Genomic DNA, 25,433 nt, shown 5'->3' with positions numbered 1-25,433 from the left:
TTAAGGAGAATATTATGAATGGATTATTAAAAATTTTAATTGATATTGCTAGTACACCAGCGATTTTAGTTGCATTAATTGCAGTGTTAGGTTTACTTTTACAAAAAAAGGGTATTTCAGATATTATGAAAGGTGGTATTAAAACTTTTGTAGGTTTTCTAGTTGTAACAGGTGGTGCAGAAATTGTTGTTTCTTCTCTAGATCCTTTTGGCAAAATGTTTCAACAAGGATTTCATGTAGTAGGTGTTGTTCCTAATAATGAAGCAATTGTAGCCATTGCATTAGAAAAATTTGGTACATACACCGCTTTAATTATGCTTGTAGGTATGATGTTTAATATTTTATTTGCTAGAGTAACACGTTTTAAATATATTTATTTAACAGGTCATGCAACATTATATATGTCATGTATGATTGCAGTTATTTTACAAGTGGCAGGATTAAATAGCTTATTATTAATTTTATTTGGTGGTATAACTTTAGGTCTTGCTAATACAATTTTTCCAGCTATTTTACAAAAATATACACAACTAGTCACTAAAAATAATAACGTAGCGATGGCTCATACAGGTAATTTTGGTTATATGATTTCTGCGATGATTGGACAAGTTGTTAGAAGTAAGGGTCATGTTAAATCTACAGAAGATATTCAATTTCCTAAAGGATTAGCTTTTTTACGTGATTCAACAATATCTATCACCATCACTATGAGTATCGTTTATGTGATTGTTGCTTTATTTGCAGGGAGTGATTATATTACTAAAGAATTATCAGGTGGGACAAATTCAATTATTTATGTTATAAAACAAGCGGGAAGTTTTGCAGCAGGTGTCTTTGTTATTTTAGCAGGTGTGCGTTTAATTCTGGCAGAAATTGTGCCGGCATTTAAAGGGATTTCTGAAAGATTAGTACCTAATGCTAAACCAGCATTAGATTGTCCTATTGTTTTTCCATATGCACCTAATGCAGTGTTAATTGGATTTTTTAGTTCTTTCGTAGGTGGTATCGTTTCATTATTATTAATGGTTATTTTAAAAACACCGATTGTTTTACCAGGTGTTGTACCACACTTTTTCTGTGGTGCTACGAGTGGTGTATATGGTAATGCAACAGGCGGTATTCGTGGTGCAGTAATTGGTTCATTTGTGCAAGGTGTGATTATTAGTTTTATGCCAATTTTCTTAATGCCAATTATGGGAGATTTAGGATTTGCAGGATCAACTTTTTCAGATACAGATTATGGTGTTGTAGGAATTTTATTAGGTAGTTTAGCTAATCATGGTGGTAAAATTGTTGTTATTAGTGGTATTATCGCTGCCATTATAGGTTTATTTGTTATAAGCAAATTAATGATGTATAAAAGTAAAGTTAAGGCTTAGGTGTGAAATTATGAAAGAATTAAATCAATTACGTACACAGATTCGTTTGAATTTATTGAAAACATTTCAAACAATTGGTTATGGTCATATCGGTGGCTCATTATCTATAGTTGATTTATTAACAGTATTATATGGTAAAGTCATGAATGTAAACGCACAACAACCACAATGGTATGAACGTGATCGTTTAGTATTATCTAAAGGACATGCTGGTCCAGCACTTTATGCAACTTTAGCTCAATTAAATTATTTTCCAAAATCATGGTTAACAACATTAAATGAGGGAGGGACTTTATTACCAAGTCATCCTGATCGTAATAAAACACCTGGTGTAGATGCAACAACTGGCTCATTAGGTCAAGGTATTTCAATTGCTGCCGGTATGTCATTAGGATTCCGTAAACAACAATTACCTATTTATACTTATGTTATTGTAGGTGATGGTGAATTAAATGAAGGACAATGTTGGGAAGCATTTCAATTTATTGCACATCATCAATTAAATCGATGTATTGTAATTATAGATGATAATAAAAAGCAATTAGATGGTTTAACACAGTGTATTTTAAATCCTTATAATCTTCAACAAAAAATGGAAGCCTTTGGTTTTTATACATTAAAAGTTAAAGGATCAGATATGTTAGCTATTAATAATGCGATTGATGAACTTAAACAACAGTCTACAGCAGTATGTTTAATTTTAGACACTACTAAAGGTCAAGGTATTCCATATTTTGAACATTTAGAAAATAATCATTCAGTTAAATTCGATAATGATGAGTTGAAATATGAACTGTCAAAAGCCATTGAACAATTAGAACAGGAGTTAATAACATATGAATGATTTAGTAGTAGACAGACAAAAATTAGGTTTAGAATTACGTGCAGTTGTTGTCAATACTTTAAAAGATATGATGACAACAGATGAACGGATTATTGCATTGGAAGCAGATTTAGGTGCAGCAAGTAGTTTTAATCAATTTAATAGTCATCAATGTGTTAATGTAGGTATTGCAGAAGCCAATATGATTGGTGTGGCCAGTGGTTTATCATTAGCAGGATTTATTCCCTATACGCATAGTTTTGCACCATTCACTACACGTAGAGTTTTTGATCAATTATTTGTTTCTTGTGGTTATCAGGATATTCACATTAATTTATTTGGTTCTGATCCAGGATTTAATGTTGCAATTAATGGCGGGACACATTGTTCATTTGAAGATATAGCTTTAATACGCATGATACCACAATCAGTTATTTGTGATGCAGCTGATGAAGTGCAATTGACATATATTTTACAAGCTTTTGCTGAACGTAAAGGTGTCAATTATGTAAGAGCAACACGTAAACCAGTGCGACAAGTATATAAACCAAATACATTATTTAATATAGGACAAGGTAAAGTTTTGAAAGAAGGAACAAAAATTACTTTAATTACTTGTGGTCAATTAGTAAGTGATGTGTTAGATATTGCTGAACAATTAGAAACACAAGGAATTGACGTTACAGTTGTAGATATGTTTACAATCAAACCAATTGATAAACAATTAGTCTTACAATTAGCAAAAATTTCAGATCAAATGATCACAATTGAAAATCATAGTATTTACGGTGGTTTAGGTAGTAGTGTTGCTGAAATAATTTCAGAATCATCATACTGTACGCAATTAACAAGAATAGGTATTAATGAGCAATTTGGACAAGTAGGATCAGTTAAATATCTTCAAAAATATTTTAAATTAGATAGTGAGCAATTATTATCACAAATTTTAGATATTATCAAAAAGAATGAATAATGGCTAAGCCATTATTCATTCTTTTTATCATTTAAGTAATTATTAAATTTATCAGATAATGTCGCATCTGCTGGTACAGTTGTGTTTTCGATAATAATCGTTGTGCCATCATCTGTCTTAGTAGTTGTCGTAGTTTCTACAGTTGTAGTTTCTATAGAAGTTGTTGTCTCTTCTTTTTTAGTTGATAGTGGTTCTTTCTTTATTGTTTCTTCTCTAGGTGCAATAAATTCTTCTCTTTTTGGTTCTGGAATAACGGGTTTAAGTAGTGAATGATTTTCACTGGCAACTTGTTCAAATGATTTTCCTGTTGTAAAATCATCTGTCTCTGTATTTCTATTAGATGTCATATAATAACCGTATTTAAGATAAACATCATCAGGTACAGTAAAATCATCATTACCTAATTGATTTGAAAGTTGTTTCATTGTTAAAGCAAATAATTTTTGTGTTAATTCTGTATCAGGATGCCATAACACTTTATAATTAGCATCAATTTGATCAAAACCTTGCCAAACTGCAATTGTAATATTGGGTGAATAACCAATAAACCAAGAATCTTTAGCAGCATTGTTAACATCCCAACCAAAATTTAAAGCAACATTATCATCCATTGTTGTAGTACCAGATTTACCAGCAATATTCAAACCAGGAATAGCGGCATAAGGTGCTGTACCATCAGCATCCATAACATGTTTTAATACAGATGTCATAATAAAAGCTGTTGAAGGTAACATCACTTGTTCATTTTCAGGTTCGTTATTTAAAATTTGTTGTTCTTGTGCATCTAAAATACGTCTAATAGTTAAAGGTTTATTATACTGACCTTTATTACCAAATGCTGCATATGCTGCAGCCATTTGTGTTGTTGAATAATTGTCAGTAGAACCACCAATAGCACTAGTTACACCTGGATCAGTCATATGAATACCTAGTTTGTCAGCAAATAATGAAGCACGGTCAAATCCTAGAGTATCAAATGTACGGACAGCAGGGACATTGAATGATGATTTGACAGCCGTTTGCATCGTGACAGAATAACGATTAATACGATCCCAGTTTTGAATAAAGATATCTGTGCCAGCAATACGATAAGGTTGGTCAGAAATTATTGTAGAACCATTGTATTGTAAGTATTCTATAGCAGGTGCATAATCAACAATCGGTTTAATTGATGAACCAGGTTGTTGTTTTGTTGAATAGGCATAATTTAATTCTGAAAACTTATAATTACGTCCACCACCTAGAGCAATAATACGGCCAGTTTTAGTATCAATAACTGTCATAGCAGCTTGACTTTCATCTTTGAAGCCAGCGTAATTGTCATCTAAAGCTGTTTGTACATAAATTTGTGCTTCTGGGTTTAAATTAGTATAAATTTTCCATCCTTGATTAAAAGGATCATTCGTTAATTTTTTAATAGCATCATAACTATTTAATTCTTTAATCATAGCATCTAAATAAGCTGAATATTTTGGATTGAAAATACCTAATGTTTGTCGGTTATCTTTATCACGTTGTACTAATCCGTCATCAATTTTAGTTTCAGTAGCTTCTTGATACTGTTGTTCTGTAATTTTATGATTATTTAACATAGTAAATAATACTGTATCACGACGTTTCTTAGCTTCTTCAGGATAATCATAAGGATTATATTTATTAGGTGACTGTGGAATACCGGCTAACATAGCAGCTTGTGGTAATGTTAATTCATCAAGCGGTTTATCAAAATAATATTTAGCTGCTGCTTTAACACCATACTGATTATCAGAATAATAAATTTTATTCATATATACTTCAAAAATATAATTTTTCGAATAAGTTTGTTCTAATTTATAAGCAAGATAAGCCTCTTGTGCTTTTCTTTTTAATGTTTTTTCACTAGTTAATGAAGACATTTTGATGACTTGTTGTGTAATTGTACTTGCACCTTGAGAACCAAAACCATTTCTCATATTAGCAACGACTGCTGAAGCTAATCGAATAGGATCAATTCCATTATGCTCATAAAATCGATTATCTTCTACAGATAATACAGCATTTCTCATTAAATCTGGAATATCTTCAAAATCAACATATTCTCGATCTTCTGTACCTAGTGTAGTAATTAAATTGTCATTAGCATCATAAATTTCTGTGGCTAAAGTTACAGTTAAATCTTTTTCATTTAATTCGGGTGTATCTTTAACGTAATAAGCAAATAATGCACCGCCTGCAATAATACCTATTAATATAAAGGTAAACAATGTAACTAATATAATTTTTAAAAATTTCCACAAACGTCTTTTCTTTGATGTTCTCATAGTTACTCCTTAAAATACATGTCATCTATAATATTAAGGTAATCAAGTCGAGGTGCATAACCAGTCGAAACAAGATGACCTATTTGTTGACACTCTTGATAGGTAATAGATTTTTTAATTTGTTCAATATATCTCTTCCAAAATGGAAGAAAATCTTGATAAAATATAATATAACTTTCATTATACATTGCAAAATGTAAAAACAAAAAGGCAATGCCTTGTTGCTCTGTTACGGCATGCATATGTTCAATTTGGTGGACGTGAATATTATCTAAATTGTACGCAGTTTTATTATTAGTTGCTTTCGCTTCAAAATCAATGTATTTACCACGATAGACACCATTGTAATCTGTTGTAGAAGCATGACGATAATAAGCTTCTGTAATTTTGGCTGCACTTCGTTTAGGGTAATCTACTTTAACGACTTGAATCGGTGTTGGTTTTTTATGAATAACTGCACGTTGTTGTTTTAAATAATATTGATTGGTTGAATTAATATCACTTTCAAAATGCATCCCACGCTTCCCATAATTAATTGGCTTCGTTTTGTGATGATGATTGGTTAAACTTGAACGTTTGCCATTAGGATAATTAATTGTCATTGTTTAATCCTTTCGCAAAATAATGTGTTATACAAATATATTATACTTTATTAATTAACAAACGAGAAGTATTTTTATTTATCATCAATATTTATTTGTGATAAAATGATATAAGAATAAATAAAAGAGGTAAACCATGTCAAGATTATATATGACAGGCTATAAAAGTTATGAACTCGGTATTTTTGAAGCTAAAAGTATAAAATTAATGTATTTAAAAAAATATCTAAGGTATCAATTAGTACAATGGATAGAGAATGGGATAGAATGGTTCGTAACGGGTGGACAAAACGGAATAGAATTATGGTGTGCAGAACAAATCATATTATTAAAAAAAGAATATCCTCATATTAAATTAGCTGTGATGCCACCATTTAATAACCAAGAAACACGTTATAATGAATTCGATCAAATTCTATATAGTAAAGTGACAGCATTAGCTGACTATTATCAACCTTTATATAAAGGTGAGTATGAACATCCACGTCAATTTATTTTTAGAGATCAATTTATGTTAAGCCATACAGATAGTTGTTTATTAATTTATGATGAAGAGAGTGAAGGCTCTCCAAAATATTTTTATAATAAAGTAAAAGAACATCAAGAAAAAACTGACTATCAATTGCAACAAATTACTTTTTATGATATCAGTGATTATATACAAAATTTAATAGAAGAAGAACAATTTTTACAGTAGGAGGTTACAATGAATAAATTAATTTTATCAGCCAAAGAAATATACGAGAAAGATTTTCCGACAACAAAGCATGGTTATGATATACAAGCAGTGAATGATTATTTAGATAATATTATTAAAGACTATGTTCAAATGAAGACTATATTAGAAGATTATAAAATATTACAAAAAGTAGTAGCAGAACAGAAGCAACAAATCATTAAATTGAACCAACAAGTAGCGGAAACATATCATAAAACACAAGTGATACCAACAAATAAAGTAACTAAAGCACAGCCCATAGCTAATGCAACTAATTTAGATTTATTAAAAAGAGTGGCCAATTTAGAAGCAGCAGTTTTCGGTAATAAAAATAATAAGCTAGACAGTTAGTCTAATATTAAGTATAATTATTTATGATTTATCTTGGGTAATCGCGGTCTGAATAAGGCTGAGGAAAGTCCATGCTCGCACAAGCTGAGATGTTTGTAGTGATCGTGCTAATTTAAAAAATAAGGTTAGGGACATGTTAACATGTTACGGCAGATAGAATAATCTAAGTCATTTGATATGATTATTCATGTCTTGAAAGTGCCACAGTGACGGAGCTCATGAAGAAATGATTGAGGTGGAACGCGGTAAACCCCACGAGCGAGCAATTCAAATTTGGTAGAAGCACTTACTTAGAGGAAATGAACAAATAAGTAGGAGTTAGCATAAGCTAGCTAGATAGATGATTACCATCAAATGTGTGAGAGTTTCTGGTGCTCGTTAGCAATACAGATGATACAAAACATGGCTTACAAAGATAAATTGTCACCAGAATTTATATTAATAATGAGTTGAGTGACCAGAGTGTCACTTTTTTTATACGGAAGAATGAGGAGAAACAATGAAAATTAATTTAGTTGCAACAGCACCAATGGGATTAGAAGCATTAGTAGCTAAAGAAATACAAGCTTTAGGTTATGAAACAACTGTAGATAATGGTCGTATCTACTTCGAAGGTGATGAATTAGCTATTGTAAGAACAAATATGTGGGTAAGAACAGCTGATCGTATTAAAATTGTTGTTGGAAAATTTAAAGCTGTTACATTTGAAGAGCTTTTTAGTCAAACAAAGGCTTTACCTTGGGAACAGTATTTAGATGCCAATTCTATTTTTCCAGTAGCAGGACGTAGCCATAAGTCAACACTTTTTAGTGTGCCTGATTGTCAAGCTATTGTGAAAAAGGCAATTGTTGAACGTTTAAAAGAAGCGTATCAATTAGGTGGTTGGATCGACGAAAATGGTGCAAGATCACGTATTGAAGTCATTTTATTAAAAGACGAAGCCATGTTATTATTAGATACTTCTGGTGACGCATTACATAAACGTGGTTATCGTGCGGAACAAGGTGCAGCACCTTTAAAAGAAACGATGGCAGCAGCTTTAATTTTATTAAGTAATTGGAAAGGGGAAGTGCCGTTAATTGATCCAGTATGTGGTTCAGGTACTTTAGCCATTGAAGCGGCAATGATTGCGCAAAATATTGCACCAGGATTTAATCGTGATTTTGACGCTGAAAACTGGTCATGGATCTCACCAGATTTATGGGAAAAAGAACGTCAATATTGTGAAGAAGTTGCTGATTATGATAAACAGTTAGAAATTTACGCTTCTGATATTGATCCGAAAATGGTAGAAATAGCACAAAAAAATGCAACAGAAGTTGGTTTTGGAGAAGTCATTCATTTTAAACAAATGAATGTATTAGATTTAACTTTACATACACCTAAAGGCGCTATTGTAGCTAATCCACCATATGGTGAACGTTTAGGTGAACGTGAAGAAGTTGAAACTATGTATCAACATTTAGGTGAGTTAATTAAAGAAAGTCCACAATGGTCAATGTATATTTTAACTTCGTATAAACAATTTGAACATTTAATTGGGAAAAAAGCCACAAAACGTCGTAAATTGTATAACGGAGCTATAGAATGTCAATACTATCAATACTGGGGAGAAAGGTAGTTTTTTATTAGCGTCATATATACAATAAAATATTGAGAGTTAACATTGTAAAATATGATGTTAACTCTTTTTTATATTAAAATACAAACCTAAGAAAGTAATAATTATTTTTTAAAATAATTATAAAAAGTAATTAATATTTTATAATTATTAGTTGAAGGGCATTTCTAAGTGTGGTAATATATATGTGTAAAAAGAATTCAAAAGGAGTTTATATAATGGCAGGTCAAATTAGAGTATCACCAGAAGTATTACAATCAAGAGCAACAGAATACGGTAGAGCTTCAAATGATGTACAAGCAATTTTATCAAACTTAACACGTTTACAAGACACATTACGTGGAGAATGGGAAGGTCAGGCTTTCCAAGGTTTTGATAATCAATTTAATGAATTAAAACCTAAAGTGCAACAATTTGCAGAATTACTACAACAAATTAATACACAATTAGACAAGACTGCTCAAGCAATGGAGCAACACGATCAAGATTTATCTCGTAATTTTGGTTTAAATTAATCGTTAAAATTGAGTGAGAAAATGAGTTGATTTTCATTAGAAGATTGATTTTTTCTCACTCTTATTTTGAACTAAGGAGTTAATAAATGAATAAAAGACGACTATTAATATTTTCTGCGGTTTTATTATTTTTAACAGCAGTAATCACATTTTTTGGTGTGATTAAACCTACCCCAATCACCCCAACTAAACAAGAAAAAATTGTCACTTCAGATGATTTAAAGATAGCTATTGTTAATGAAGATAGGGGGATTTTATATAATGACGAGCAAGTAAATATTGCTAATGTTATTGCTAAATCATTTATTGATAAGCATGTCTATCAAACGGAAATGGTTTCGCGTTCAATAGCTGAAAAAGGTTTAGAAAAAGGTAACTATCAATTAATGATTGTTTTACCTAGTAAATTTTCTGAGTTAGCTTTAGGTATTGAAGAAGTGAATCCAGAAAAAGCTGTTTTTCAATATAAAATAAGAACAGATAAACAATTATTATTAAAACAAGCTGAGCAAGCCGTAGCAGATTTAAAAACAGATTTTAACAAAGATATTATTCGTATTTATTTTTCTAGTATTGTAGGTAATCTGCAAAATGCACAGGCTAAAGTGGCCGAAGTTGTTGATAATGAACACCATACATTAAATAGTTATCAAAGCACTTTAATGCAACCCGTATCAGGTTTTTCACAACAATTTGGTCAAATAGGTCAATCATCTCATAATATTTTAGATCTTATGTCAGGTTTTAATAAAGATGTTAATAATACTCAGGAAGCATTTACTTCTATTGTCAGTGTAGACAAAAGTTATGATAAAGCTATAGATGATGTTAGAAACGGTCAAGAATTATGGCAAAAATCAATTATTGATAAAGAAACACAATTAATGAAATATGATGAAAGTCTCTCACAATTATCAGTTGATAATCAATTAAAGTCTTTAGTAGATAATCAAAATCTTATAAGCACACAATTTTCTAATCCCGAAATTTGGCAAAATACAATAGAGAAAACACACACATTAAATACGAATATAGAAACAATTATTAATCGTTTTTCAGAAATAAACACGAATATAGATACAGTCACAAAATCTTATGAAGAGCGTCTAGTTGAAGCAGTACGTACATCGTTACAAAATCAAAACTTGTCAGAAGATACGATTAATACCGAAACATTAAATTATATTGCAGAAGATTTGAAACAGTCAATGTTATCAAAAGTTAATACAGCAATAAATGGTCTAGCAATTTATAATAATGACACAATTAATCGTATGCATATTTCAGATGCAGATAAACAATACTTATTAAATATTAATGCGTTTATTAATTGGTATACTACGCAATATCACCAACAAGTTAATTTTTCTAATATTAAAGAGAAAAGTTATCAAGATGAGCATTTTGATAAAGTAAAAGCTTTTATCAATCAAAATTTATTAGAAAATAGAACTATCACTTTACAAATTGATGAGGGAACGCCTAAAGTGGTTGAGCTAGTAACGGATAGTAATTATGTTTTTCAATCAGCTTCTGTTAACGGTGTTGCCATACCTATTGCAGGTAATAGCGCTATATTAGAAACAACCTTACCAAAAGGTAATATTGTTGTAGATTATACATTGAAAGCAGTTGCACCTGATGAAGTAAATATACTGTCACCAATATTAACAAAAGCCGTCGTTAAGACAGTTGAAAATGTTGATGTTGCTAAAGAGCAAACAGTGGTCGAAACGAAGATTGTGGACACTCCAACATCAAAAGCACCTGATGAAGTATTGCCAGAAAATATTTCTAAAGAAGAAAAAGAAATAGTTAAAACACCAGAAGAAACAACGACAGAGAAAAAAATTACAGCAACTGAAAACCATGAAATTATTCGTCAATATAGTGAAGCACAAGCTATTTTACCTTATGAAAATTATAATGCAATATATGAAAGTCAAGCGGTTATTGATGATTTACAAAAATATGGAGAATTAGCTGGTGTTATTAATACTATTTTTGATATTGATATCAGTCAAGCAAATGATTTTCAAATTGCTTCAACAGCTTTAATTAATAAAGCTAATTTAAATAATTTAGAAGATATTATTGTTAAAATTGTGACGAATACTTCGATGGATGAATTAAAACAAGCTTTAACAATTAATGATGAACAAATTAAGGCATTATCAGATAGTAAATTACAGTCAGAAGAATTAGAAAAATCAATTGGAGAATTGCAATTATCTACTACTGACTTAGTGAAACAATTAGATACACTAGTTACGGACACGACAGCAATTAATAAAGTATTGATAGATAAACCAAAATTAGAGATGACTGAAAAACAAGAAAATAATGATTTAGTTAGTGTTAGTTTAGATATGAATAATGATTTACAAAAACTGATGACAGCAAGTCAATCATTATTAAATAGTACAAAGTCAAATCAATCAACATCAGACACTGTTAAATCTTCTTTAGAAAATTTAAATGATACAGTTAAAGGATTAGAAGACAGTGGTACTGGATTATCAGGGAAAATCGAAGAATTAAAAATTACAATGGATAAAGATTATGGTAATAATGAAGAGTTTTTAAAAGCATTCTCTAATGTCTTAACAAATACTAAAATAGGTAATGCTAAAAATCAAAGTGTTTATAATTATTTATCTAATCCAGTAGATGGTACAAGTATTGATAAACTATTAATTGATAATAATGTTAAACCAGTATTAACAAGACAAGATACACGTTCGACAGTGATGATTATTGTTATTAGTTATTTAATGAGTTTAGTCTTAGCACATTTATTACAATATGTTAATAAAATGAATCGACTGACTGAACGTATGAACTGGCGTAATATGATTATACCGATAACGATGTTAATGATGATGTCACTATTAACAGCATTAGTTATAGCTAATATTGTCGGCTATAAATTAGCAATGACTAACGATCAATTAATTTTATTTAATGTGATTATGCTATTTATCGTACTTTTATTTACAACGATTAATAATTGGCTATTTATCAAAGCAAGAAGTGTAAGTTTATTAATCAGTATTACAATATTATTACTTTACATTATTACGACATCTCATTTATTTGATGTTCAATATAATGAAAAACAGTCAATATTAAACTATTTATCACCATTAAACTATTTAGATAAATTAATAACGAGTTTTATTAATCATCAAGATGGTTGGGGATTATCATTTACTATCATTGTCATCTTATCATTAATTATGTTAGTGACGAACATGTTTATATATAGAAAAGCACAATAATTTTGAAAGGAAAGAGATAAATTTACATAAGTTAATTTTGTCTTTTTCCTTTTTATTATATTTATGAGGAGTAGCTATGATAAAACATAAATCATTTATCACAGTAATTATTTTAATCATAGTTTGTAGCATACCTAGCTATGCACAAGATGGTAGTTTGAAAATAGATTTAGATATTAGTACAAATGAAGAACAACATGAGACGACTTATATTGAACAACAAGATGATTTAATGAAATTATTTTATCCAAGTATAACTGATAAAATTAGTCGTCATCAGCAGCAACAAAAAACACAACAACAATCATTTATTAAAAATATTTTTTTGCAGCAACCACATCATTCAAATAAAAAAGATATCGAACAATTATTTATTAATACAAAAATATCTCGTAATACTGAACAAATAGGGATTGTTTTAAAAGAACAGCCAATTATGATTACTTGGAAAGATATGTTTCTATTAATATTAGGATTTAGCATAATGATTTTATCCATCATTAAAATTTTAAAAAGAAAGAAGATGAATAATTAATGACACCTTACATTAATATTAGTCTAGATTTAACTATTTGCCAGCGAGGTATTATTGATTTGAGAGTACCTAAAGTGTTAACGATTAAAGAATTATTAATGATTGTCAATGATGCGTATCATTTACAACTAACCTTAGATTATCCACATATACGTGTTGCACATAGTGGTAAAATTTTGACCAGTTTAAAAAGATTAGATGAAGATAAGACAATTAGTCACGGCACTTTATTAATTGTTGCATCACTATAATAGAAAGGAATTTTATGGAAATTTATAAAACTCAATTAATAACAGAACGTATTAAAGGTAATAAAGCAATGGCATTAACTTTATTGCAAGCACCACATTATTTATTTTTACCAATTAATTTAGAACAACAAGAAGATATAGTAGAATTGATGAGTTTAAAAGGACAAACTCAAAGTTATGAAATCATTTATCAATTAGAATTAGAAAATAAGTTACGTTATTTATTGAATATAGGTGACATTTATCAATCATTACATAAAACGGCTTATACGTATCAATTAGTTCCAACAAATATCGTGTTTGATCATAATGGTTTACCAAAATTAATTCATCGTGGCATCATTGATCAAATTGAACCTTATGAAACAATTACCGAAGAACACTTTCTTTATCATTACAAAGCTATGATTGTATCTACTATAGATGTTAAAACAAAGTATGATGCTTTAATTGAAGGGAAGTTAATTTTTTACAAGGGAAATTTATTTTGTGAAACGATTATTCAAGCAAATACAATTGCAGAAGTCATGGCATTACTTTCAGAGCAATATACTAAAGAGCGAGATAATAATGTTGAAAATTACATGAGAGTTGCACGTCATATGTTATCGAAATTAAAAATAGCAACAATCATTAGTAGTAGCTTAGCTATCTTTTTATTAGCTATTTTAGCTTATATTTTAATTTTTACGTTGCCACATAATAATACAATAGCCGATATTCGTTTAGCTTTTACACAGCAAGATTATTCTAAAGTAGTGACGCACAGTCAAAATATTAATAGTCGTCAGTTAAGTCAAGAAGATAAATATCTAGTAGCTTATGCAACGATTATGACAGAACCTTTGACAGAAAAGCAAAAAGAAGTTTTAAGTCAAATATCTATACAATCAAATGAAGATTATTTACGTTACTGGGTATTAATTGGTCAAAATCATATTGATGAAGCGATGGATATTGCGAGTTATTTAGATGACCCACAATTATTAATTTATAGTATTACTAAAAAAATAGATGAGTTACAAAGAAACCCAGATTTAACATCAGAAAAACGTACAGAAATGATTAATAATTATAAAAACAAATTAGAAGAATTGAAAAAACAATATTTAACAACAGAAGAAGTGACAACAATACCACAATCTATAGAAATGGTGTCACAATCTAAAAAATAAATCATGTAGGAGCAATTAATGAGATATTATTTATTAAATAAGCAAAAACTTTATGATTTGTCTTGCTATCAAACTTATACGATAGGTAATAGTCAACAAGATGATATCCCTTTAAATATTGATCATCGTTTAACTATCACTGTTGAAAAAGGGCAAATAAAATATAATAATCAAATTTACAGGGCTGGATGTCATCAAATAGATCATAATATGATGTTAATTATTTTAAATCAACAACAGTATTTTATTGTACAAGATACGACTATTTTAATTAGCCAGCAAGCTTTTGCACATATTCGTTTAACAGACGATATAGCTTGTACATTAACGCAACAATCAGAACAAAGTTACCATATCATAAGTGACAAACCTTTCTTTGTTAATGGTAAATATTACCAACAAGAAACAACAATTAAAATTTATGATGATATTTTTTTTGAAGCGGGTTATAGCTTACAAATTATTGGGAAAATATTAGTAATTGCCAGTTTGAAACAAGTTACTAGTCAATATGTTGCAATTGATACTTTATCATTACCAGAGTATCGTGCAGATGAGTTTCATCGATCACCACGTTTTATTTTAAGAGAGCCAAAAGATAAAGTAACTATTGCTTCACCACCAACTGAGCAAGAACAATCACGTCAACCATTGCTTAAAATTATTATCATGCCATTAGCAATGATTGTATTTACAATTATGATATATTTTATGTCTGCTAATAGCGGCATGATGATTTTGATGTTTGGTATGTCACTTATTACAATTATCACCTCAACACATAGTTATTTTTCAGATAAGAAAAAGTATAAAGCAAGACAAATTAAAAGAGTGAATGACTATCAAGCATATTTAGATAGTAAATATCAAAATTTAGCACAATTAAGTCAATTGCAAAGACAATCTTTAAATTACCATTATCCAGATACAAGTACTTTAATTAAGATGTCACAACAAGTTGACAGACGTTTATATGAAAAAACACCTTATCATTTTGATTTTTTAACGTATCAATTAGGGGCAGGTCAGGTGCCAGCAAGTTTTGTTATTGATTATAATACAGCCGATTTAACACAATATAATAAAGAAGTTTCACAACAGGTTGATCGTTTAATTTCACATTATCAAACATTAACTGATGTACCTATTGTTAATGAGATTAAAAGTGTACCAATCGGTTATATAGGAACACGAAAAATTGTCATTGAACAATTACAACAAATGATGATGCAATTGGCTGCTTTTCATAGTTATCATGATGTACAATTTATTATCGTGTTTCGTGAAGAAGAACTTACATTATGGCAATGGAGTAGATGGTTGCCCCACACACAATTAAAAGCATTTAATAGTCGTGGCTTTGTATACAATCAACGTACGAGAGATCAAATTTTAACATCACTCTATCAAATGATAAAAGAAAGAAAATTAGCCGTACAACAAGCAAATAATAAAGAGCCAATTTACCAACCACAATATATCTTTTTAATTACAGATATGTCATTATTACTAGACCATAATATGATGGAATATATTAATGAAGATTTAACATCTTTAGGCATTAGTTATGTTTTTGTCGAAGAAGTCATTGAAAGTTTACCAGAACACGTTAAAACAGTTGTTGATTATCATAGTGATAAAAAAGCGACTTTATTGTTACAAAATGGTGATTATATTTCACAAGCCTTAGTGCCATTAATCATCATCAATCAATCTAAAAAAGAAGCATTTGCACGTGCAATGGCAAGTATTACACATATCCAAACATTACGTAATGCTTTACCCACTACTGTAACATTATTAGAAATGTATGGGGTTAATAAAGTTGAGCAATTACAAATCGCACAACGTTGGCAACAAAATGAAGTTTATCAATCAATGGCAGTGCCTTTAGGTATGCGTGGCCGTAATGATATTTTATATTTGAATTTGCATGAGAAAGCACATGGACCACATGGTTTAATTGCTGGAACAACAGGTTCGGGTAAATCAGAATTAGTACAATCGTACATCTTATCATTGGCAATTAATTATCATCCATATGAAATTGCATTCCTATTAATTGATTATAAAGGTGGTGGAATGGCTAATCTATTTTCTGATTTACCACACTTAGTAGGTACCATTACTAATTTAGACGGTCATCAATCAGAGCGTGCTCTAATTTCGATTAAAGCTGAATTGAAAAAACGTCAATTACTATTTAATCAACACGATGTTAATCATATTAATCAATATACTAAATTATTTAAAGAAGGTATTGTTGCTACACCAATGCAACATCTCTTTATTATTTCTGATGAATTTGCTGAATTAAAAGCAGAGCAACCTGATTTTATGAAAGAATTAGTATCTATTGCACGTATTGGGCGTTCTTTAGGTATTCATTTAATTTTGGCAACACAAAAACCTAATGGTGTCGTAACAGATCAAATTTGGTCGAATGCTAAATTTAAAATAGCCTTAAAAGTACAAGACGAAACAGATTCTAAAGAAATGATTAAAACAGCCGATGCTGCGGATATTACCCAAGTAGGTCGTGCCTATTTACAAGTCGGCAATAATGAAATTTATGAATTATTTCAATCTGCATGGAGTGGTGCAAAATATTATCCAGAAGGTAAACATAAATCTAATCGTAATTTAACAGTATATGAAATTACAGATAGTGGACAATACCAAGCCATCAATAAAGATTTAAGTGGTTTAACTCAGCAACAACAAATAAGTAATATACCAACAGAATTAGAAGTCATTGTCCAAACAACGAAGCGTATATTTACTGAAAGTGGTTTAACAAAATTATCAAGTCCATGGTTGCCACCATTAGCTACTACTGTATATGCTCAAGACTTACAGTCAATTGACTTTCATCATACATGGTCAACCAGTAGTTATGATATTGAAGTGTTAATTGGTCAACAAGATATGCCCGAACAACAAAACCAATTACCCTTACATTTTAACATGACTGAAACAGGGCACATTTTATTAGTGTCAAGTCCAGGATTTGGTAAATCAACATTTTTACAAAGTTTTGCCATTGATATTATGCGTAAACATACACCACAACAAGCCCATTTTTATTTATATGATTTTGGGACAAGTGGGTTAATGCCATTAAGTGATTTTCCACATAGTGCTGACTATTTTACAGTAGATGAGGATGAGAAAATATTAAAATCTTTACGTATTATCAAAGAAGAAATTAAACAACGTAAACAAGCATTATCAAAAGTAAGAGCAATGAATTTATCACAATACAATCAATTATCACAACAGCATTTCGCTAATTTATTCATATTAATAGACGGTTTTGAAAGTATTTCAGATAGCAATTATGAAGATAATTTCTTAGAATTATTAAATTTAATTGCACGTGACGGTGCTTCTTTAGGTATTTATTTAGTTGTTACAACATCAAGATCAAATGCCTTGAAAATGCAATTATTAGCTAATTTTAAAACTAAATTATCTTTATTCTTATTCGATAAAACCGATTTATCAAATATCTTAGGTAATAGTACTATTCATCTAGAAGAAATCAAAGGGCGAGGTGTTATTAAATTAGAAAATATAACACATTTCCAAATTGCCTTACCTTATCAATTTGATACTTATGCCAATTACATACAACAAATTAAAGATGAAAGTCAACAAATGATAGCAAGCTGGCAAGGTAATCTACCAAACAAAATACCAATGTTACCAAAGATTGTTACACAAGATGCCATCAATAAGATGACCGAGGATATCGTTTTTAAAGATAAATTCGTATTAGGTTTATATCAAGAAAACGTTGAAATAGCAATGTTTAATCTAAATCATTTTATTTCTTTAATTTCAGATAATATGACGGCAATTATTAATTACTATGAAATTATTGAAAATCATTTATCAAAATGGCCTGATTTTTATCAAGGTGTCATGATTGATTATAAGCAAGTTATTCCTAACAAGTGTCTTAAATCAGCATATAGACCATCTGATAAGCAAGATACTATAACAACTTTAAGAGGTATTATTGAAGATATTCATCAACGTACAATTCATCCACAAGCTTATATGAATTGTCTAGTAATTATACCAGATATTGAAAGTTTACCTTATGATTTAGGCATAACTGAAACAGAGTTTAGACAATTAATTATTGAAGGACCAAAACATGGTATTATACCTATTTTTGTAGGGCAACATAAAGATATCATCAGGGCTTATCATGATTTTGTAACAATACATAAACAAAATGCTAAACAAGTATTTTTAAGTATGCGTATTACTGATCAAGAGTATGTATCTTTCCCATACATTGCCAATGAAAAACAAGTAAAACCATATCAAGGTTATATTATGACACAAGAAAAATATGAATTTGTACAATTAATAGATAAAGGAGAATAACGATGAAGAAAGCATTTTTACCATTAGGTAGTTTAATTATTGTTAAGGGAAGCACTAAAAAATTAATGATCATATCAAGAGCTATTGCCACAATAGTAGAAGATAAAACAATTTATTTTGAATATGGTGCATGTTTATATCCAGAAGGCTTAATAGGAGATAAATTAATCTACTTTAATCATGAAGATATTATGCAGATTGTACATGAAGGCTTTATTAATGAAGAAGATAGTTTAATGCAAGAAAATATTCAACAAGCAATTATACAATCTGGGTTAGAAAAAGGTCATACTAGCTAAGGAGGGAATGTATGTCAGTATCACAAGAAGAAATTATTGCACAAATTCAGCAAAGAGATAGTTTTCATGTTCAAAAAGCTGAATCACAAGCAAAAATAATAAAAATCGACGAGAAATTAGAAAGATTAGAACAAGCAAAAAGTAAAGTGAATCAATTGCAAACGACATTATCACAATTAAGAAAAAATATTTATCAACAAAGAGATAAAACTGAATGGTTAGGCACAACAAAAAATAAATTTATGAATAATATGGAAAAATTAAATGATAATTATAATCACTATATCAAAGAAGTAGATCATTATTATAATGATATCTGTGATGCAATTACACGATTAGAAAATGAAAAAAATAATGAGCAAAGTATGATTGCTTATCTACTTAATGCGATTAACAATATTAGTAATTGGCTAGAGAAAAAAGTACATTAAGGAGATAACCATGAATATAATTAAATTAAATCAAGTTTTATTTTTAACAAACACAGTGCATTTATCACAATTACAAAGTGAATTAAGTACTATCAATATTACTATGCCACAAACAACATCAGAATCAAAAGTTATTTCAACATATCAATCAGAGTATCAAGCATTATTAAATATTATTCAACAATATAGTGCATTACTTGCACAAGATATTGCACAAATTAAAGCTTCGGGAGATAGTTTGGCAGAACAAGATGGCATTTTATCAAAATTATATGTTAAGTAGGTGAGTTTTATGAGTTATAAAATACATTTTGATGATATACTAGCATTACAACAAACTATATCGACAACCAATCAACAATGGTTATCTAGTATAGATGTCATCAAAAGTGCCATTAATACTTTTCGTAATGAAAGTGGTTTAGAGGGACAAACAGGTCAAAGCATTAATAGTTATTTACAAGAAGTACATATTACGATATTAACTACCTTATCTACATTGATTACAGAATATGAACAAAGATTAGTTGTCTATAAAGACGGTTACTTTAATATAGATCATGATAATCATGCGAAATTACCAGAACAAACTTATGATGAATTAGAAAAACAATTAAAAACTTCACAAGAAGCTTATCATGCAGAACATAGTCAATTACAAATGATCGCATCAACAATTAATGATTTAGTATCTTGTCATGCACAATCAAGCACATTAAGTGATAATTATCAACAAACAATTAAACAGGTTACAACTACAAAAAATCAAGTAGGACAATATGAAAGTCAGCATCAACAAGATTTAATAGATTTTCATCAATTACTACAGCAATGTCAACAACTTATTACACATTACAGTCAACAAAATAAGCATTTTCCACAAACTTATCAAGTAGGACAGCTTGCCTTATTACCACAAGCACAAAATTTTCTAAAAGCTTATCAACAAGTCACACAGGCAATATCAAATCGTCAACCACAATTAGTCGATATACAACAAAGAGAAAATACCAGATTTCAACAGTTAAAAAAAGAAGCCATAGAGATAAGAAAAAAAGAAGCACATAATAATGAAGTAACCGCATTACTAACCATCTTAGTAGGTACTATAGCCATTGTGGCAACACTGGGAGCTGCCACACCACTTGTTGTAGGTGCCGGTGCAGCTTTAGGAACAGGTACTATACTATATGGTTCATCAAATTATCAAGAAGCTTATGAAAGTCAACAATTAGCTAATGCTGGAGATATTACAACAAGAGCATATAATCCATTAAGAGACACACTATTTTTAGGTGATCAAGGTGTGTATGATATTTTTGGTAATATAGTAACTATTGGTTCAGCTGTTGTTATGCCAGTAGGACAAGTGAGTAGTTTAATTAGACTAGGTAATGGCTTTGTACGTTCTATTGGTGCAGTAGGTGTAGAACTTATGACAAGCAATGGTTTAGAGTGTGTTGGAGGTGGATTGCTAAAAAATGCTACGTATTATGTTTCTAAAAACATACTAGAATTAACAGAAGAAGTTGCACAAAGTCATGGACATATGGCAGAAACATTTAGTAGTATATTAACAAGTGTTGTTACAGGGAAAGCATTGTCAAAACAAATTAATAATAAATTTAAAGTAAATAAGTTAATACCAGATACAAATCATGGACATGTTATTAATAATTTAGAAAGACAAGTTTCATTTAAACAAGAAATACTTCCTAAAAAACTTGAAAAATATAATATGACAGAAAAAGAATTTCAAATATTAAAAATGACACCTATAGAAAAACTAACAGATAATGAAATATTTTTACTAAAGGATATAAGAGAATCTATACCTATGCCAGATGAGACCACTATGTTACAAAAAATCTTGCCTTATGAAAACTTGGAAAATTATATGTCTGGTGAATATAAAGAAATCGGTGGGTATATTGCACGAAGGCAAGATGTTGCTCATTTAACTAGCTATACAGATATTCGAGAAACTATGAGATTAGATTATGAATATATGGCTAATGGTAAGTTAGTAGTACCTTATCCAATAGATGGTGACAAATATATAAGAATAGAATTTACAACGCAAAGGACAAATGAGTTGCACATTCCTTATGGACCTGAATTTGGTGGTGTGAATACAGATTTACCACCAGCTATGCGTAATGGGTTTATAGGCTCAGAAAATGGAGAACATATACCAGAATGGTGTTTTAAAAAACGTGTGGAGATAGAACCAGGGACGAAATTATATATTTATGAAAATGGGAAAGAAAGATTATATGCGGTTTATAATGATAAGAGTGAATTTGTAAAGATAGAAAATTAATATATCAAAGGAGATATACAGTGAGTAAAATAAAAAAAGTTATTCAAAAAATGCGTTATGGAGTTTATCAAAATGATGAATATCGCGTATGTGCAACAGATAATCATCAATATTATTTAATATCATGTGATGAATTATCTAAACAATATGGTTTTATCGAAATGACAACCAATAAAAATCTATACGAAAAAAAAATTAATGGAAAAGCATTGAAAAGTTATTATGATGTCAAAACTTATGTTCTATTTGATGGTAATCAGTATGATTTTTTTCCAGGAGATACAGATGATAATATTGGACTTCATACAAGTGATTGGGTAATTGTCGAAAAATATGGACTAGGTAAATTTTTTAATAGGGGTGAATATGGCATCTATGCATTATTAAAAGATGTGATATTTAAAGAAATTCGAAAGAAAATCCCAATAGAAGGTAGACAATGGTGGCAAGATGAAGAGGCTTTAGAGGAAGTGATAGAATATCAATTAATACCATGTGATGTAGATACTTGTGCAGCATATGATTTTGGAAGACGAATTAATCATGTTGAATACAAAGAATTATCACGAAAAGAAATAGTATTAAATATACAATAGAGGAGAATTAACAATGACTACAACTAAAATTTATGTGAAAACAGATAAGATAGTATTTATTGAAGAATTAATAAATAATGAATTATTTATTTGTAATAAAGTATCTTTGAAAACAGATGAAAGAAAAACAAATTATCGAATAGATGAAATAGATTATGCATTATTTGGTGTAACGAAACAAAGTACATTTGGTTTTAAAGTGAGTTATAGTCAAGAACAAAAACAATATATTATTGAAATTATTAATTTAGCAACATCGTCAGATTGGACAGGAATGTTAATGTTTATCAAAATGTTGTCGTTGTTAACAGCAGGGAATATTATAGATGACCAGAAAAAGCACTACACAGAAGAAACTATTATTAATTATGCCTACAGAGAAATTTTTTTAGCAGCAGTCAAAATTTTAATTGATAAAATTAATACAGATCATAGTGTAATGGTACTACCAGGAATGTATTATCCTATTTATATAGGTTCCAAAATGTTACCTGTATTTTTTAATACTGAAAATATGTTTGAAAATTATGATCAACGAATGAAATTAACACAATATATTCAAGCATACCATTCAGAACAACAATTTTTCAAAATGAAAAATGAGCAACAAGATATAGTTGTAGGAACTCAGTATTTTGCATTGAACACTTTAAATGTTATACCACTAACTCCACATGTCAATTATGAAAATGAAAAGCATATAGAAATGAGTCAAGTAACAGAATGGTTAATTTTTATTATGTCAGATCAAGAAAAAATAAGTGAGCTGACATATCAAACATTCATACAAAATTTACCACAAGAGAAATGGTTTTATTTAGATGAATTAAATATAATTGTGCATCCAATAAGTCAAGAAGAACTACAAATCATGTTAAAATAAAAATACATAAAATATATTTTATCACTTAAAATAATTGTAAATAATAGTCAGGTAAAAATAAAAGCGAGAAAAATAATGAATATAGACGAAATACTATACGATGTACCGGCACATATAGATTACACAGATATGCCCGAAGAATTAGATTTGGAAGATATTAAACCAGAAATGATAAAACAAGTAGCATCCTTATTAAATAATGAAGATATTACAGTACAAATACGTGCAGCGATATTATTATCACATTGGGGCAATGACCAAGGTTTTGATAAATTAGTTGAATTATATAATAATGAAGAAATTAAAGGACACTATGTACATAGATTACATGGCTATGATACAAGCAATGAACAGATTTTAGAGGCAATACTTTTCTATAGAGCAATACAAGCAGATATGAATAATGCAGAAAATGCAAGAAAAAATATTTTTCAAAGTATAAAAAAAATCATTGAAAGTTCAAAAAATGAGTACTGTTCAATTTCAAGATTATTTGATATGGTAGAATATACACAATATGATGAATATCTTCCGTTAATTAAAGATTATTTATCAGTAATTATAGATAATAAACAGCAATATTGGAATATACATGATACTATCAAATTTTTAATACAGTATGATGCAACATTTATTAATGAATTATTAAACAGTAAAGGAAAAACATTAAAAGATTTTGGATTATAAAGGAGAAATATATGACAACAATTAAATTTTATAAAGTGAATGAAGCATAGGGCGCATTTTCTAATTTTTCTGCACATCCATTTGAAATAAATGGTGTAGTGTGGCCAACTTCAGAGCATTATTTTCAAGCACAAAAATTTTTAAATAATGATATACAAGAAAAAATACGTTCAATCATATCACCAATGGATGCAGCATTGATGGGGAGAGATAGAAGTTATCCATTACGCTTAGATTGGGAAGAAGTTAAAGATGATATAATGAGACAAGCAGTACTAGCTAAATTTTCACAAAATAAAGATATTGCTCAATTATTAATAGATACAGGAGATAAAGAAATTATAGAACATACAAAAAATGATCATTATTGGGCAGATGGTGGAGATGGAACCGGAAAAAATATGTTAGGTATTATTTTAATGGAAGTCAGAGAACAATTAAGAAAAAAATAGCATGTAAACTAGGCCTATCATATGATGATAGGCTTAGTTTATAAAAAATACTATGAAAAATTTTATGAATATAACTTTAATGAAACAATAGCGGAAAATGCAAAAAGTTATGCTTTGTTTGGTTATGGAACAAATACATATATATTAGAATAGTATTCACAATACAATAGATCAATTGCACATTTCTTATGGAACTGAATTTGGTGGTATGAATACCAGCTATGCGTAATGGGTTTATAGGCTCAGAAAATGGAGAACATATACCAGAATGGTGTTTTAAAAAACGTGTGGAGATAGAACCAGGGACATTTATCAAAACTGAATACATTACATGTGAATAGGTTAAAATGATGGATAATATAGTAAAACTTATTAAACAAGAAATATGATTTATATAAAACGACCAAATATAGAATTTATGTAGATAAAGAATGGTATTTGTTCACTAGTAGATAGTGATAATATTAAATTTTTTATTTGTTGATATGTTATAAAATTAAAGGTATAATGATTTTATTATTGTTAGATAAGTGGAGGTGTTAAATATGGCATTAGGTTGGGCAATTTTTGCAATTGTGGTAGCTTTAACAGTTGGATTAGTCGGTGGCTTTTTCATCGCTAAAAAATATACTGAAGATTATCTGAAAAAGAATCCACCAATTAATGAAGATGTGCTACGTATGATGATGGCACAAATGGGTCAAAAACCGTCTCAAAAGAAAATTAATCAAATGATGGCGGCAATGAGTCGTCAACAAGCTAAATAATAATAAAAGTTCAAAAAAGACAATTCATCTTTTTTGGACTTTTTTGTTAGTGTAAAGTTATTGTTGGTCG

Annotated in this window: 22 protein-coding genes, 1 other RNA gene and 1 pseudogene; 22 read left to right on the top strand and 2 right to left on the bottom strand. The window is 29.3% G+C overall.

Features of this window, described 5'->3' with window-relative positions; translation table 11 throughout:
* Positions 1-14 precede the first annotated feature (14 nt).
* Genes ulaA through AC5EAH_RS03690 form a run of 3 tightly spaced genes read left to right on the top strand, consistent with a single transcriptional unit; the run spans position 15 to position 3,175 of the window.
* On the top strand, positions 15-1,379 hold the full coding sequence (ulaA, locus tag AC5EAH_RS03700) for a PTS ascorbate transporter subunit IIC (RefSeq protein ID WP_493493409.1): 1,365 nt from the start codon (positions 15-17) through the stop codon (positions 1,377-1,379).
* 10 nt (positions 1,380-1,389) lie between these two features.
* Positions 1,390-2,223: a transketolase gene (locus tag AC5EAH_RS03695; RefSeq protein ID WP_493493408.1), complete on the top strand. Its 834-nt coding sequence runs from the start codon at positions 1,390-1,392 to the stop codon at positions 2,221-2,223.
* Positions 2,216-3,175 carry a transketolase family protein gene (locus AC5EAH_RS03690; protein WP_493493407.1) on the top strand — a complete coding sequence of 320 codons (960 nt, stop codon included), beginning with the start codon at positions 2,216-2,218 and terminating at the stop codon, positions 3,173-3,175. The genes AC5EAH_RS03695 and AC5EAH_RS03690 overlap by 8 nt, the downstream gene beginning before the upstream one ends.
* 11 nt (positions 3,176-3,186) lie before the next feature.
* On the opposite strand, the gene AC5EAH_RS03685 is transcribed toward AC5EAH_RS03690, so the two are convergent.
* Positions 3,187-5,475: a transglycosylase domain-containing protein gene (locus AC5EAH_RS03685; RefSeq protein WP_493493406.1), complete on the bottom strand. Its 2,289-nt coding sequence runs from the start codon at positions 5,473-5,475 to the stop codon at positions 3,187-3,189.
* 2 nt (positions 5,476-5,477) lie between these two features.
* Positions 5,478-6,077 carry a Holliday junction resolvase RecU gene (gene recU / locus AC5EAH_RS03680; RefSeq protein ID WP_493493405.1) on the bottom strand — a complete coding sequence of 200 codons (600 nt, stop codon included), beginning with the start codon at positions 6,075-6,077 and terminating at the stop codon, positions 5,478-5,480.
* A 136-nt stretch (positions 6,078-6,213) separates the two neighbouring features.
* Between recU and AC5EAH_RS03675 the strand changes: the two genes are divergently transcribed.
* From AC5EAH_RS03675 to AC5EAH_RS03585, 19 genes and pseudogenes are all read left to right on the top strand, one after another.
* Complete coding sequence (locus AC5EAH_RS03675; protein ID WP_493493404.1) at positions 6,214-6,774, top strand: SLOG family protein; 561 nt, start codon at positions 6,214-6,216, stop codon at positions 6,772-6,774.
* A gap of 9 nt (positions 6,775-6,783) precedes the next feature.
* The gene (locus AC5EAH_RS03670; protein ID WP_493493403.1) at positions 6,784-7,146 is read left to right on the top strand and encodes a DivIVA domain-containing protein; all 363 of its coding nucleotides are present in this window, start codon (positions 6,784-6,786) and stop codon (positions 7,144-7,146) included.
* A 29-nt stretch (positions 7,147-7,175) separates the two neighbouring features.
* Positions 7,176-7,561: RNase P RNA component class B (rnpB, locus tag AC5EAH_RS03665), an RNA gene on the top strand.
* An 84-nt stretch (positions 7,562-7,645) separates the two neighbouring features.
* Positions 7,646-8,767: a THUMP domain-containing class I SAM-dependent RNA methyltransferase gene (locus AC5EAH_RS03660; protein WP_493493402.1), complete on the top strand. Its 1,122-nt coding sequence runs from the start codon at positions 7,646-7,648 to the stop codon at positions 8,765-8,767.
* 218 nt (positions 8,768-8,985) lie between these two features.
* Entirely contained in the window at positions 8,986-9,282 is a 297-nt protein-coding gene (locus AC5EAH_RS03655) for a WXG100 family type VII secretion target (protein ID WP_493493401.1), read from the top strand.
* Between the two features lie 86 nt (positions 9,283-9,368).
* Positions 9,369-12,563: a type VII secretion protein EsaA gene (gene esaA / locus AC5EAH_RS03650; protein WP_493493400.1), complete on the top strand. Its 3,195-nt coding sequence runs from the start codon at positions 9,369-9,371 to the stop codon at positions 12,561-12,563.
* 76 nt (positions 12,564-12,639) lie between these two features.
* Complete coding sequence (gene essA / locus AC5EAH_RS03645) at positions 12,640-13,098, top strand: type VII secretion protein EssA (protein ID WP_493493399.1); 459 nt, start codon at positions 12,640-12,642, stop codon at positions 13,096-13,098.
* Positions 13,098-13,349: a hypothetical protein gene (locus AC5EAH_RS03640; protein WP_493493398.1), complete on the top strand. Its 252-nt coding sequence runs from the start codon at positions 13,098-13,100 to the stop codon at positions 13,347-13,349. The genes essA and AC5EAH_RS03640 overlap by 1 nt, the downstream gene beginning before the upstream one ends.
* 14 nt (positions 13,350-13,363) lie before the next feature.
* Positions 13,364-14,524 carry a type VII secretion protein EssB gene (gene essB / locus AC5EAH_RS03635; RefSeq protein ID WP_493493397.1) on the top strand — a complete coding sequence of 387 codons (1,161 nt, stop codon included), beginning with the start codon at positions 13,364-13,366 and terminating at the stop codon, positions 14,522-14,524.
* Positions 14,525-14,542: 18 nt separating this feature from the next.
* Positions 14,543-18,925 (top strand): type VII secretion protein EssC, encoded by a 4,383-nt coding sequence (essC, locus tag AC5EAH_RS03630; protein WP_493493396.1) that lies wholly within the window; start codon positions 14,543-14,545, stop codon positions 18,923-18,925.
* Positions 18,926-18,927: 2 nt separating this feature from the next.
* Positions 18,928-19,224, top strand: coding sequence for a DUF4176 domain-containing protein (locus tag AC5EAH_RS03625; protein ID WP_493493395.1), 297 nt, complete (start codon positions 18,928-18,930; stop codon positions 19,222-19,224).
* 11 nt (positions 19,225-19,235) lie between these two features.
* Positions 19,236-19,655 (top strand): YwqH-like family protein, encoded by a 420-nt coding sequence (locus AC5EAH_RS03620; protein ID WP_493493394.1) that lies wholly within the window; start codon positions 19,236-19,238, stop codon positions 19,653-19,655.
* 10 nt (positions 19,656-19,665) lie between these two features.
* Positions 19,666-19,938 (top strand): TIGR04197 family type VII secretion effector, encoded by a 273-nt coding sequence (locus tag AC5EAH_RS03615; RefSeq protein ID WP_493493393.1) that lies wholly within the window; start codon positions 19,666-19,668, stop codon positions 19,936-19,938.
* Between the two features lie 9 nt (positions 19,939-19,947).
* A complete protein-coding gene (locus AC5EAH_RS03610) occupies positions 19,948-21,978 on the top strand; it encodes a T7SS effector LXG polymorphic toxin (protein WP_493493392.1) in 2,031 nt (676 codons plus the stop codon).
* A gap of 20 nt (positions 21,979-21,998) precedes the next feature.
* Positions 21,999-22,574, top strand: a complete 576-nt coding sequence (locus AC5EAH_RS03605; protein ID WP_493493391.1) for a UCP033725 family protein — start codon at positions 21,999-22,001, stop codon at positions 22,572-22,574.
* 13 nt (positions 22,575-22,587) lie between these two features.
* Positions 22,588-23,457, top strand: coding sequence for a DUF4299 family protein (locus AC5EAH_RS03600; protein ID WP_493493390.1), 870 nt, complete (start codon positions 22,588-22,590; stop codon positions 23,455-23,457).
* Between the two features lie 75 nt (positions 23,458-23,532).
* The gene (locus tag AC5EAH_RS03595) at positions 23,533-24,144 is read left to right on the top strand and encodes a hypothetical protein (protein WP_493493389.1); all 612 of its coding nucleotides are present in this window, start codon (positions 23,533-23,535) and stop codon (positions 24,142-24,144) included.
* 65 nt (positions 24,145-24,209) lie between these two features.
* Positions 24,210-24,596: pseudogene (gene ybiA / locus AC5EAH_RS03590) on the top strand (riboflavin biosynthesis intermediates N-glycosidase); the annotation flags it as partial.
* A gap of 545 nt (positions 24,597-25,141) precedes the next feature.
* Positions 25,142-25,363 carry a YneF family protein gene (locus AC5EAH_RS03585; protein ID WP_493493388.1) on the top strand — a complete coding sequence of 74 codons (222 nt, stop codon included), beginning with the start codon at positions 25,142-25,144 and terminating at the stop codon, positions 25,361-25,363.
* Positions 25,364-25,433 lie beyond the last annotated feature (70 nt).

The sequence above is a fragment of the Staphylococcus sp. B1(2026) genome (assembly GCF_058895785.1).
Note: the sequence above shows the minus strand (reverse complement) of the source record. Positions and strands in the feature narration are given on the sequence as shown.

What these genes read in the sequence shown, in the direction of transcription:
- ulaA (WP_493493409.1), top strand. Translation starts at nt 15, where the DNA reads ATGAATGGATTATTAAAAATTTTAATTGATATTGCTAGTACACCAGCG.
- AC5EAH_RS03695 (WP_493493408.1), top strand. Translation starts at nt 1,390, where the DNA reads ATGAAAGAATTAAATCAATTACGTACACAGATTCGTTTGAATTTATTG.
- AC5EAH_RS03690 (WP_493493407.1), top strand. Translation starts at nt 2,216, where the DNA reads ATGAATGATTTAGTAGTAGACAGACAAAAATTAGGTTTAGAATTACGT.
- AC5EAH_RS03685 (WP_493493406.1), bottom strand. Translation starts at nt 5,475, where the DNA reads ATGAGAACATCAAAGAAAAGACGTTTGTGGAAATTTTTAAAAATTATA.
- recU (WP_493493405.1), bottom strand. Translation starts at nt 6,077, where the DNA reads ATGACAATTAATTATCCTAATGGCAAACGTTCAAGTTTAACCAATCAT.
- AC5EAH_RS03675 (WP_493493404.1), top strand. Translation starts at nt 6,214, where the DNA reads ATGTCAAGATTATATATGACAGGCTATAAAAGTTATGAACTCGGTATT.
- AC5EAH_RS03670 (WP_493493403.1), top strand. Translation starts at nt 6,784, where the DNA reads ATGAATAAATTAATTTTATCAGCCAAAGAAATATACGAGAAAGATTTT.
- AC5EAH_RS03660 (WP_493493402.1), top strand. Translation starts at nt 7,646, where the DNA reads ATGAAAATTAATTTAGTTGCAACAGCACCAATGGGATTAGAAGCATTA.
- AC5EAH_RS03655 (WP_493493401.1), top strand. Translation starts at nt 8,986, where the DNA reads ATGGCAGGTCAAATTAGAGTATCACCAGAAGTATTACAATCAAGAGCA.
- esaA (WP_493493400.1), top strand. Translation starts at nt 9,369, where the DNA reads ATGAATAAAAGACGACTATTAATATTTTCTGCGGTTTTATTATTTTTA.
- essA (WP_493493399.1), top strand. Translation starts at nt 12,640, where the DNA reads ATGATAAAACATAAATCATTTATCACAGTAATTATTTTAATCATAGTT.
- AC5EAH_RS03640 (WP_493493398.1), top strand. Translation starts at nt 13,098, where the DNA reads ATGACACCTTACATTAATATTAGTCTAGATTTAACTATTTGCCAGCGA.
- essB (WP_493493397.1), top strand. Translation starts at nt 13,364, where the DNA reads ATGGAAATTTATAAAACTCAATTAATAACAGAACGTATTAAAGGTAAT.
- essC (WP_493493396.1), top strand. Translation starts at nt 14,543, where the DNA reads ATGAGATATTATTTATTAAATAAGCAAAAACTTTATGATTTGTCTTGC.
- AC5EAH_RS03625 (WP_493493395.1), top strand. Translation starts at nt 18,928, where the DNA reads ATGAAGAAAGCATTTTTACCATTAGGTAGTTTAATTATTGTTAAGGGA.
- AC5EAH_RS03620 (WP_493493394.1), top strand. Translation starts at nt 19,236, where the DNA reads ATGTCAGTATCACAAGAAGAAATTATTGCACAAATTCAGCAAAGAGAT.
- AC5EAH_RS03615 (WP_493493393.1), top strand. Translation starts at nt 19,666, where the DNA reads ATGAATATAATTAAATTAAATCAAGTTTTATTTTTAACAAACACAGTG.
- AC5EAH_RS03610 (WP_493493392.1), top strand. Translation starts at nt 19,948, where the DNA reads ATGAGTTATAAAATACATTTTGATGATATACTAGCATTACAACAAACT.
- AC5EAH_RS03600 (WP_493493390.1), top strand. Translation starts at nt 22,588, where the DNA reads ATGACTACAACTAAAATTTATGTGAAAACAGATAAGATAGTATTTATT.
- AC5EAH_RS03595 (WP_493493389.1), top strand. Translation starts at nt 23,533, where the DNA reads ATGAATATAGACGAAATACTATACGATGTACCGGCACATATAGATTAC.
- AC5EAH_RS03585 (WP_493493388.1), top strand. Translation starts at nt 25,142, where the DNA reads ATGGCATTAGGTTGGGCAATTTTTGCAATTGTGGTAGCTTTAACAGTT.